This window comes from Streptomyces sp. NPDC047017, from assembly GCF_040644175.1.
GTDB lineage: Bacteria > Actinomycetota > Actinomycetes > Streptomycetales > Streptomycetaceae > Streptomyces.
This window is the reverse complement of record NZ_JBEYVW010000003.1, coordinates 388,099-398,112: the sequence shown is the minus strand read 5'-3', so window position 1 is coordinate 398,112 and position 10,014 is coordinate 388,099. Positions and strand designations below refer to the sequence as shown.

Annotated in this window: 9 protein-coding genes; 5 read left to right on the top strand and 4 right to left on the bottom strand. The window is 73.1% G+C overall.

Annotated elements, in window-relative coordinates; genetic code table 11:
* Nucleotides 1-216: 216 nt before the first annotated feature.
* The 3 genes from ABZ858_RS07320 to ABZ858_RS07310 form a co-directional block, all read right to left on the bottom strand.
* Nucleotides 217-1,575: a serine hydrolase domain-containing protein gene (locus tag ABZ858_RS07320; protein ID WP_361373622.1), complete on the bottom strand. Its 1,359-nt coding sequence runs from the start codon at nucleotides 1,573-1,575 to the stop codon at nucleotides 217-219.
* Nucleotides 1,576-1,681: 106 nt separating this feature from the next.
* Complete coding sequence (locus ABZ858_RS07315) at nucleotides 1,682-2,890, bottom strand: cytochrome P450 (RefSeq protein ID WP_361373620.1); 1,209 nt, start codon at nucleotides 2,888-2,890, stop codon at nucleotides 1,682-1,684.
* A gap of 1,195 nt (nucleotides 2,891-4,085) precedes the next feature.
* Complete coding sequence (locus ABZ858_RS07310) at nucleotides 4,086-4,439, bottom strand: beta/gamma crystallin domain-containing protein (RefSeq protein WP_361373618.1); 354 nt, start codon at nucleotides 4,437-4,439, stop codon at nucleotides 4,086-4,088.
* A 296-nt stretch (nucleotides 4,440-4,735) separates the two neighbouring features.
* Here ABZ858_RS07310 and ABZ858_RS07305 point away from each other — a divergent pair, with 296 nt between their 5' ends.
* The 3 genes from ABZ858_RS07305 (at nucleotide 4,736) to ABZ858_RS07295 (ending at nucleotide 8,427) form a co-directional block, all read left to right on the top strand.
* Nucleotides 4,736-5,611: a patatin-like phospholipase family protein gene (locus tag ABZ858_RS07305; protein WP_361373616.1), complete on the top strand. Its 876-nt coding sequence runs from the start codon at nucleotides 4,736-4,738 to the stop codon at nucleotides 5,609-5,611.
* 35 nt (nucleotides 5,612-5,646) lie between these two features.
* The gene (locus tag ABZ858_RS07300; protein ID WP_361373614.1) at nucleotides 5,647-6,669 is read left to right on the top strand and encodes a hypothetical protein; all 1,023 of its coding nucleotides are present in this window, start codon (nucleotides 5,647-5,649) and stop codon (nucleotides 6,667-6,669) included.
* Nucleotides 6,670-6,801: 132 nt separating this feature from the next.
* Complete coding sequence (locus ABZ858_RS07295) at nucleotides 6,802-8,427, top strand: alpha/beta hydrolase (RefSeq protein ID WP_361373612.1); 1,626 nt, start codon at nucleotides 6,802-6,804, stop codon at nucleotides 8,425-8,427.
* A 154-nt stretch (nucleotides 8,428-8,581) separates the two neighbouring features.
* Here ABZ858_RS07295 and ABZ858_RS07290 read toward each other — a convergent pair whose 3' ends face one another.
* On the bottom strand, nucleotides 8,582-9,058 hold the full coding sequence (locus tag ABZ858_RS07290) for a hypothetical protein (RefSeq protein ID WP_361373610.1): 477 nt from the start codon (nucleotides 9,056-9,058) through the stop codon (nucleotides 8,582-8,584).
* Between ABZ858_RS07290 and ABZ858_RS07285 the strand changes: the two genes are divergently transcribed.
* Nucleotides 9,045-9,203, top strand: a complete 159-nt coding sequence (locus tag ABZ858_RS07285) for a VOC family protein (RefSeq protein ID WP_361373608.1) — start codon at nucleotides 9,045-9,047, stop codon at nucleotides 9,201-9,203. The two genes, ABZ858_RS07290 and ABZ858_RS07285, sit on opposite strands and share 14 nt — an antisense overlap.
* Before the next feature lie 112 nt (nucleotides 9,204-9,315).
* Nucleotides 9,316-10,002: a GAF and ANTAR domain-containing protein gene (locus ABZ858_RS07280; protein WP_361373606.1), complete on the top strand. Its 687-nt coding sequence runs from the start codon at nucleotides 9,316-9,318 to the stop codon at nucleotides 10,000-10,002.
* Nucleotides 10,003-10,014: the final 12 nt, after the last annotated feature.

Here is a 10,014-nt window from a genome sequence, read left to right as displayed (position 1 = left end):
GCGCCGTCGTGCGGGCGCCGGGTGGCTGCTTGGTACGTCCGGGCACCAGTCGGCGGCAGCCGGTGCGCGGTCGGCAGCTGGTCGGCGCAGCCGGGTGGCGTCGCGGGCGACTGCTCGCTCCCGGCATGCCGGACCGGACGGGCCGGACAGGCCGGACGTGCCTGACCAGGCGTGGCGCCGCGCGGGCGGGCCGCCCCGTGCCGTCGCGCCGCCGCCTCAGCCGTCGTCGGTGCGGCGCGCGGTGCGCCCGGATATCTGTATGCGGTCGATCGTGCCGGTGGCGGGGTCGCGGTGGAACCGGCCACCGGGTTCGAGGCGGCCGCTGGCCGGGTCGACGAGATCGCAGGTCAGGTCGGCGTAGCAGACCAGGGGAAGGGCGAGGTCGCCGTCCACGGACAGGGCGGGCGAGCCATCCGGCCCGGGCGCCACACGGTAGTGAGTGGTGCCGTTGCGGTAGGCGCCGACGCACTCGGGCAGCGGCACGGGACGGCCCCGGTCGGCGTCGGCCGTACGTACGCCGACGGGCACGCGTACGCCGGTGAGTGCGGCGATCTCGGCGGCGAGGTCGCGCCACAGGGCGGTGGCGCCGCCGGCGTTGCCGGTGAAGGCGACCACCACACCGCTCTCGGCGTCGGCCCGCAGATGGCAGGAGGTGCCCTGGGCGTTGCCGTCGTGGCCGCACCACACCCGGTCGCCGTCCCGGTACAGGGCGAGGCCGGGGCCCCAGCCGTCGGCGAGTCCGCCGGCGCGGGCGGCGTTCTCGCCGCGCCGCATCTCCTTGGCGACGGCGGGCGGCAGGATGTCCGAGCGGCCGATCAGGGCGTTGCCGAACGCGCAGAGGTCCTCGGCGGAGGCCAGCAGCGCGCCGGCCGGCGCCTCCAGCGGGGCCAGGTTCTGCCGGGCCGGGCGGGCGAGGCCGGTCGCGGTGTTGACGGCGTGGCCGGCGGCGACCGGGCGGCCGCCCGTGGCTTCGCCGATGAACGCGGGCCGGGTGCCGAGGGGTGCGAGGAGCAGGGCGCGGACCGCCTCGTGCCACGGCATGCCGGTCACCTCCTCGACGAGCCGGCCGGCGGCGACGTAACCGGCGTTGGAGTAGGAGAAGTCCGTGCCGGGGGCGAACAGCGCGTCGCGGGCGGTGCAGACGGCGGCGAGGTAGCGGGCCGCGGTGGTCGCGGCGGCGGTGTCGGAGTCGGGTCCGGTGGGCAGTCCGCCGGTGTGGCTGAGCAGCTGCCGTACGGTCACCTCCGGCAGCTGCCGCAGCTCGGGGAGGTGGCCGGCGGCGGGCTCGTCCAGGTCGAGGTCGCCGTCGTCGGCGAGGAGCATGACGAGCGCCGCGGTGTAGGGCTTGGTGAGGGACCCGAGGGGCACGGCCGTGTCGGCGGCGAACGGAGCGCCGGTCGCGGTGTCGGCCGTGCCGGTGTGCAGGGTGAGAAAGTCCGTACCGGTGTCCAGGACGAGCTGGACGCCGGGCACCCGGTGCATGCGGGTCAGTGTGTCGAGACGGTCCTGCAGCTCCCGGCGTAACGACGACGGCGCCCAGGATTCGGTCGCGGTGGTGGGGACGGTGTACGGCATGAGAAGGGGACTCCCGTTGACTGGGTCTCATGTGCGGGTGAGACGGCGGGCCCGGGCGAGCGGCGGCGAGCCGGCCGGTGTGTGAGCGGGTGCGAGCGCGGCGGCGCTACGTCCTGCTGACCTCGACGGGCAGATGGCGTACGCCCACGATGACGGCCGGGTTCTGGAAGACGACGTCGTCGTAGGAGGGCACCGACAGACTGCGGAATCGTTCATTCAGCAGCCGGAGGGCGATCCGTGCTTCCAGCCGGGCCAGCGGCGCGCCGAAACAGAAGTGGATGCCCTGCCCGAAGGTGAGGTGCGGGTTGGGGTGCCGGCCGATGTCGAACTCGTCGGGAGCGGCGAAGCGGGCCGGGTCCCGGTTGGCGGCCCCCAGGTGTGTCATGAGCAGGCTGTCGGCGGGCAGTTCCTGCCCGTGCAGGACCACCGGCCGGGCGACGCGGCGCCCGAGTTCGGGGAAGGGGGGCAGCCAGCGCAGCACCTCCTCGATGGCCTGCGGCAGCCGGGAGGGGTCGGCGCGCAGCACGTCGGCCGTGCCGGGGTGCCGGTCGAACATGACGACGGCGTTGCCGAGCAGGGCGGTGGTGGTGATGTGCCCGGCGACCAGCAGCAGGGCGACGAAGCCCACCATCTCCTGGTCCTGCATGCGGACGCCGTCCACCTCGGCGGCGATGAGCCTGCTGGTGAGGTCGTCGCCCGGATCGGCCCGGCGGCTGCGGATGTGGTCGAGCATGTAGCCGTTCATGGCGCGGATGGTGGGCGCGATGGACTCCAGCGCCCGCTCCAGGTCGGCCATGTCGGGTGTCTCGCCGAGCTGGTCGCCGCCGAACAGGACGCTCGCCCACTCCTGGAAGAGCCGGTGCTCCTCGGCCGGGATGCCGAGCAGTTCGGCGATGACGATGATGGGGAGCGGGTACGCCAGCTCGTCGACGAGGTCGAACCGGTCGCGGTCGGCGACGGCGTCCAGCAGCCGCTCGCACACGGCCTCGATACGGGGCCCGAGTCCCTGAACGACCCGGGGGGTGAACGCCTGGCTGACCAGGGTACGGAACTTGCGGTGCTCCGGCGGGTCCATGCCGACGAAGTTGCCCTGCCGCAGTGCCTCGAAGTCGGGCTGGGCGGGAGCCAGGGCGGAGAGGTCCGAGGAGTAGGTGGCCGGGTCCCCGAGCACCGTGGCGACGGTCTCGTGGTCGAACACCTGCCACACACCCTGCGTCTCGTCGAACCGCATCGGCCCGGCCTCGCGCAGTCCCCGCCAGCGGTCGGGTAACGCCTCAAGGACGAACGGGTCGCCCGACACTCTGTTGCCTATCACCTTTGCTCCTTGGTTGTGCGCGGGCACGGGTACCGGGCACGCGGGGATCGGCGGCCACCTGCGGCGCGGTGCGGTGCGCGCGCGGCGGTCGGCTCGGACAGGGCTTCGCCGTGGTCATCGCCATCGCCGTAGCCATCGCGGGAGCACCGCAGCGGGGACTCGCGTGGCGTACGGGACATGGGACATGGTCCGGCGGTCAACAGCCGCCGGGCCGGCGGGGCGGGGCGTGCCTCAGCAGGTCAGGTGCGGCGCACTGCGGCTCGGCAGTCGGCCACGGCACCCGTTCGGACACTGTCGTGCGGCGCGGCGATCCGGCATGGCACATCCCCTCAGCGATACCTCCCGCGCGGCGGCCGCGCGGGTCCCCCCGGCTCGTGAACGGGCGATGACGCCCGCGTATCCGGCGTACGGAACTGTGCGGTAACGGGTCACGCCTCCCCCACGCTCGCATGAAGCGCATCCCGATACCTTCGCTCCGACGGAACTCGGCCAGTCTTCACGGTGAGTCATCCGTAAGCAACCCCCTGAAGTTAAACGCAGAGTATGCACCCGATGTATCGACGCCACACCCCGGCAACCCCGAGGGAACTTCGGCTGGTTCGATGCCCCGGCCGGATCGCCGCCCCGGCGTGTGCCCCGAACCCCTGACAGCAAACCGGCGCATGCGGAAGTCTTTCGGAACTTTTGTCGCCGGGCGCGCTTCCGCCCCCTTCCGCCTTCGGAATGACGGATTTTGAGGACATGCCGCAGGTGGGTCTGCTTACATGGGGCGCGGGGCGTGCGGACATGTTCGGCCCGGTGCGAGTAATGACAACGTTGGCGAGGGGCGGAGGGCGCCGCCGCAGCTCAACGGCCCTGGGGCGCGCGCCCTGAACGCGCGCCTGCGCCGCGCCCCGGCCTCACCCATACCGCCCTGGACCGGCCCCGGAATTCAGCTTCGGCACGGACGACGCCACGGACGGCACTACGTACCTTATCCCACTATTCGATCAACAGTTCGGTAATTCACTCGGGTGCAATCCCGCCACTGTGAATTCCGGTCCACTACCGGACAATTCGGCGGTGGATTCCAGATCATCGAGAACGCCGCATCCCCTCCCGGCCGATCCCGCATTCGCGGGAGGTGGTCGTGTCCCGGCCACGCCCGGGCGGGGCGCGGCCGGGTGGCTGTTCCCCGTGACCGGGAGTCAGTCCGTCACAGGATCTGGATGGCGACGACCCTCGGCGGGTGGTTCGGGAAGGTGATGTCGTGCCAGCGCTCGATCTTCACCGAGTCGCCGTTGGCGTCGTAGTAGATCAGGTCGTTGTTGCCCGTGGAGATCCGGTCGATCCACCACCCGCCGAAGTCGGTCTTCCCGGCGTTCGCGTAGCAGTCGACGCTCTGCCGGCCGTCGAGGTGCGACCAGATCTTCAGGAAGTTCTCCCCGCCGACACACTGGACGTGGTCGATGGCGAAGGCGTTGCCGCTCGGCACGCCGAGGGTGAACGCGGCGGCCGCGGCGAGTGCCACGGCAAGGGAACGCACGGCCCTCTTGCTCTTCGAGATCACAGGCTCTCCTTCATGCGAAGGCCGGCACACGGGCCGGTCCTGTCGGCGATGTCGGGTCATGACGGACATGACGGAACGGTGCTTCGTCGCCGCCACGCTACAGACGGAATACGGTCAAACCGGCCGTGGCCAGGAGAAACACATCGAAGAGGTGATAACCGGAGGTAAGGCCGTGGCGCACGGCCAAGCGAGCAACGGCTCGTACTCCGAGGCGCGTTCAGCGTGGGTCGCGTCGTCCGGCCCGGGCAGTGGGGGTCCCGGTGGTTGGTCGCGTGTTCCCGGGGCACCCGTCCGTCATGGAGGACAGCCGGCCCGCCCACCCACCGACCCGTGCCTTCGTGCTGGGCGGCGGCGGTGCGCTCGGGGCCTACGAGGTCGGGATGCTCAAGGCGCTCTTCACCGTCGGCGTACACCCGGACCTCGTCATCGGCACCTCCGTCGGCGCGATCAACGGCGCCGCCGTCGCGGCCGACCCGTCGCGGGCGTCGGTGGCCCGGCTCGCCGACCTGTGGACCGGCCTCGGACGAGCCGGGGTGTTCTCCGGCTCGCTGCTCGGGCGGCTGGGCACCGCCATGCGCAGCGGCACCCACCTGTACCACCCCACGCCCCTGCGCGAGCTGCTCTCCACCCACGTCCCGGTGGTTCGTATCGAAGAGCTGGCCCTGTCGTTCCAGTGCGTCGCGGCGAACATCGAACGGGCCGCCGAGCACTGGTTCGCCGACGGGCCGCTGGTGGACGCCGTGCTCGCCTCCTGCGCGGTGCCCGGACTGCTGCCGCCCGTCCGGCTCGACGGCGAGCACTTCGTCGACGGCGGCCTCGTCAACAGCATCCCCGTCGGCCGCGCGGTGGCTCTTGGCGCGACCGAGGTCTACGTCCTCCAGGTCGGCCGCGTCGAGCGCCCCCTCACTCCGCCCCGGGCGCCCTGGCAGGTGGCGCTGGTGGCGTTCGAGATCGCCCGCCGGCACCGGTTCGCCCGTGACATGGCGGACCTGCCGCCCGGCGTCACCGTCCATGTGCTGCCGTCCGGCTCGGGCCCCGATGAGGGCACGGCCACCCTGCGGCAGCTGCGGTACCGCAGCTTCGGCCGGACCGCCGAGCGCATCGAGCGCGCCTACGCGGCCTCCTCCCGCTACCTCGACACCGCCCTCAGCACATCCGACGGCGCGCCATGACCGCTGCGGGCGCGCCCCGGAGCCGCCCCGCGCGAATGGCCGGCGCGCTGCTGACCGGAGTGCGCCGGACGGCCACCACCGCGCTCCTGCTCATCCTCGTCCCCGTGGTGGCCGCGCTGCTCGTCGCCGCGTGCGTCCTGTGCACGCCGGTCTCGCTCGCCACGCGCGGCCTCTGGAGGCCGGTGCGGATCCTCGGCTTCGCCCTGCTGTACCTCCTGGTGGATCTCGGTGGGCTGCTGGCCGCCGCCGGTCTGTGGGCGCGGCGGCTGCCCGCCGGGCGGGACGGCGACGAGCGGCGCGCCTCGGACGCGTTCGACGTGCTGGAGCGGCTGCTGCGGCTGCTGCGAGGTGCGGCCGGGCGGATGTTCCGGGTCCGGGTGCAGGTGACGCCGCCGATACCGGAGGGGACCGGACGCGCGACGGCCCCGGTCCTGGTGTTCGTACGCCATGCGGGGGTCGGCGATTCCTTCCTGCTGCTCCAGACACTGCTCAGCGAGGCCGGACTGCGCCCCCACACCGTCCTGAAGCGGGCCCTGCGCGCCGACCCCGCTCTCGACGTCCTCGTCGGGCGGGTCCCGCACTGCTTCCTCCCGACCCTCGGCGGCCGGGCCGAGGACGCGATCGGTGACCTGGCGGCGGGGCTCGGCCCGGGCGACGCGCTGGTGATCTTCCCGGAGGGCGGCAACTTCACCCCGCGCCGCCGCCGGCGCGCGATCGCCTCGCTGCGCCGCCGGGGGCTGCGGCGCCGGGCGTCGCGGGCGGAACGGATGCATCACGTCCTGCCGCCACGGGACGCCGGCGCCCTCGCCGCGATCGCCGCCGCGCCCACGGCCGACGTGGTCTTCGTCGCCCACACCGGTCTCGACACCGTCCACTCGGCGCGTACCGCCTGGAGCCGGCTGCCGCTGCGTGAGTCCGTACGGGCGCACTGGTGGCGCGTGCCCGCGAGCCGTGTCCCACCGGGCGACGAGGCCCGCAGCGAGTGGCTGCTCGCCCAGTGGACCCGTGTCGACCGCTGGATCGCGGACCACGCCGGCCCGGACGCGACGCACGCGTAAGGCCGGTCGCCGCCCTGCCCCTCGACGCCGGGCGGACGGTGGGTGCGGCGGTGCTCGGTGAGGTGTCCGTCACCCTCAACCTCCGGCGTGCTCCAGTGACTTGGCGCCGCCTCCCGCGCCATAGTGACCGGCATGACGACTTCACCACACGTCACCGGCGCGGCAGCGAGAACCGGCGCGGCGCCGAGACCGGCGCGAGACGGACGGCCACCACGACAGAGGTGGTCGCTTCGGGCTGCCGGACTCGCCGCAGCGGCGGCGCTCGTCACGGCGGCGTTCACCGCACCGACCGCGTCGGCGACGACGGCCACCGCCCGGCCCACCACAGTCCTGTCGACGTCGACCGCACCCACCCGTTCCACGGCGGCTCTCGACTGGAAGGCGTGCCCGTTCCCCAACGCGCCGAAAGCCCTCCAATGCGCCTCGATCCAGGTGCCGGTGGACTGGGCGCACCCCGAAGGGCCGACCACGACGGTCACCGTGGACCGCCTCCCGGCGACCGGCGCGCACCCGACCGGCAGCCTGTTCTTCGATCCGGGCGGACCGGGCGGTCCCGGTACGCAGATCGTGTACGCCGAATCCCTCGGCACGCGCGTGTTCTCCGCCGCCACCCGGGAGCACTTCGACCTGATCGGCCTGGACCCGCGCGGCGTCGGGCTCAGCAGCCCGGTGCGCTGCGATCCGGCGCTGCTCAACCGCCGGGTCTCGCTGTTCCCGAAGAACGAGGCCGAGTTCGAGCGCCTGGTCACGCGCAACCGGCAACTGGGCGAGAGCTGCCGCAGGCTCACCGGGTCCCTGCTGGACCACGTCGACACGGTGAGCGCCGCACGCGATCTGGAGGCCCTGCGCCAGGCGCTCGGCCAGGGCAAGCTCAACTACCTCGGCCTGTCCTACGGTTCGCAGCTCGGCGCCACGTACGCCGCGCTGTTCCCGCAGCACATCCGGACGCTGGCGCTGGACGGCGCGCTCGACCACTCGCTGCGGACGACGAGCCTGTTCAAGGACGAGTCGCACGCCTACGAGGACGCCTTCGACCGGTTCGCCGACTGGTGCGCGCGGGACACCTCCTGCGCCCTGCACGGCACCGACGTGAGACATCTCCTCGACACCCTGCTGGCCAGAGCGGACCGTACGCCGATCCCGGCCCCGCAGTGCGCCCAGGCGGGCGACTGCCGTGCGACCGTGACCGGCGAGGACATCCGGCTCAACCTGCAGAACCTGCTGCTGTTCCCGGCCGTGCGCGACAACGCGGCGCTCGCCCTGCGGCAGGCGGCGGCCGGTGACGCCTCCTCGCTCTCCTCCCCGCTCGCCGCCGGGCAGAGCGACGACATCATGAACGGCAGCGGCATCGCGGTCGAGTGCCTGGACTGGCCGACACCGATCCGGACCCTGGCCGACCTGCGGCGGCTGCGGCGGGTCGGGCAGGCGTCCGCGCCCCGGCTCGGCGGCGCGTCCCAGTCGTGGACCATCCTGACCGGGTGCGCCGGCTGGCCGGCGCCCGTGGTCAACCCGCCGCGTCCGGTCAGCGCCCGCGACGCCCCACCGATCCTGATCACCAATGCCGACCACGATCCCTCGACGGCGTACCCGTGGGCACGGCGGCTGCACCGGCAGTTGTCGACCAGTGTGCTGGTGACCCGTCACGGCGACGGCCACACCAGTTACCTCGCCCACGGTGTCAGCCACACCCGGGACGCCATCGACGCGTATCTGCTCACCGGCCGGACACCCCCGCCGGACACCGTCTACACCGACTGACCGGACCGCGCGGCGCCGCGTGCGGCGCACACCACGATGTGGCGCCGTACCGGCTTCCCGCAGACGGCACTCGCCCGCGGGAGCGCGGCCCCCGGCCCAGCCGTACCGGCTCGGCCGGGGCCGCGCCCGGTGAGCGGGGCGCCGGCGGCGGACGTCAGTGCCGGCAGAGCCCGGCCACGACGGTCAGCGAGCCACCGGCGTTCTCGTCGTCCGTGCCGAGGACGGCGCGCGACGAGCCCGGCACACACCCGATGGCCTCGACCTTGTGCCCGGCGGACTTCCGCAGTGTCCTGGGGTGTTCGAACACGGTCAGCCGTACCGTGCCGGAGCGGTCGAGGGTCACGCGTCCCGCCGCGTAGACCGCCGAGGCGAACGGCCCGTCGTCTCCCGGGTCGGCCGCCGAACTCACCAGCAGCGTGCCGGACCCGGTCACTTCGACGTCCGAGGCGTGGCGTACGTGCTCGGCCGGGTACGGGGCGCGGACCTGCGCGGACCGCACGTTCCCGAGCCGGGCGCCGCCCGTCGCGCCGAAGGAGATCGAGGCGGCGTGCAGGGTGCCGGGGCGGCTGTCCTGGCCCCGGCACGACTTCGGGTTCACCCCGGCGGTCTCGCTGTTCGTGGAGTGCGACACCGAGGCCGAGCTGGACCGCCTCTACACCGCCCTCTCCGAGCAGGGCACCGTGCTCATGCCGCTCGGCTCGTACGGATTCAGCGCCGGGTTCGGCTGGGTGGACGACCGCTTCGGCGTCTCCTGGCAGCTCAACCTGGCCGGGTGACACATGCGGGCACCGGTACTGGGGGGACCGATGGGACGCCGAGGGGGTGACGGCAGGGCGGTACGGGGTAGTCGTAGCAGTCTGCCCTGAACGGGGTGGGACGGAGGACGCAATGGACTGGGAGATGTTCGCGCGGCAGCTGGCGACCATGGCGCGTGACCTGCTGGCGCAGGAGTCGGTGGGTGACACGCTGGAGCGGATCACCCGCTCGGCCACCGCGCTCGTGGAGGGCTGCGACGCCGCCGGCATCCTGATCCTGCACGGTGAGCGCGTGGAGACCCTCGCGCCGACCGATCAGCTGGTCGTCGACAGCGACCGGCTCCAGGAGCGGCTGCGGGAGGGCCCGTGCTTCGACGCCGCCCACCGCAGCGGGGGCGAGCGGATCTTCCGGATCGCCGACTTCAACGCCGCGCAGCCGCGCTGGCCGGCCTACGTCCCCCAGGCCCGGCAACTGGGCCTCGGCAGCATGATGGGCTTCCTCCTCTACACCGAGGAAGAAGACCTCGGCGCGCTCAACGTCTACTCCCGCCGGCCCGGCGCCTTCACCGAGGCCGGTGAGACGGCCGGCTGGCTGCTGGCCTCGCACGCCGCGGTCGCCTTCTCCAGCGCCCGCACCCACGCGCAGATGGAACTGGCTCTCGCCACCCGCCACGCCATCGGCGAAGCCATAGGCATCCTCATGGGCAGCCGCCGACTGAGCGAGGAGCAGGCCTTCGACGTCCTGCGCCGCTACTCGCAGCAGCACAACATCAAACTCCGCGATGTCGCCCGCCGCGTCAACGAGCAGGGCGCCCTCTGAGGACGGCGGCCC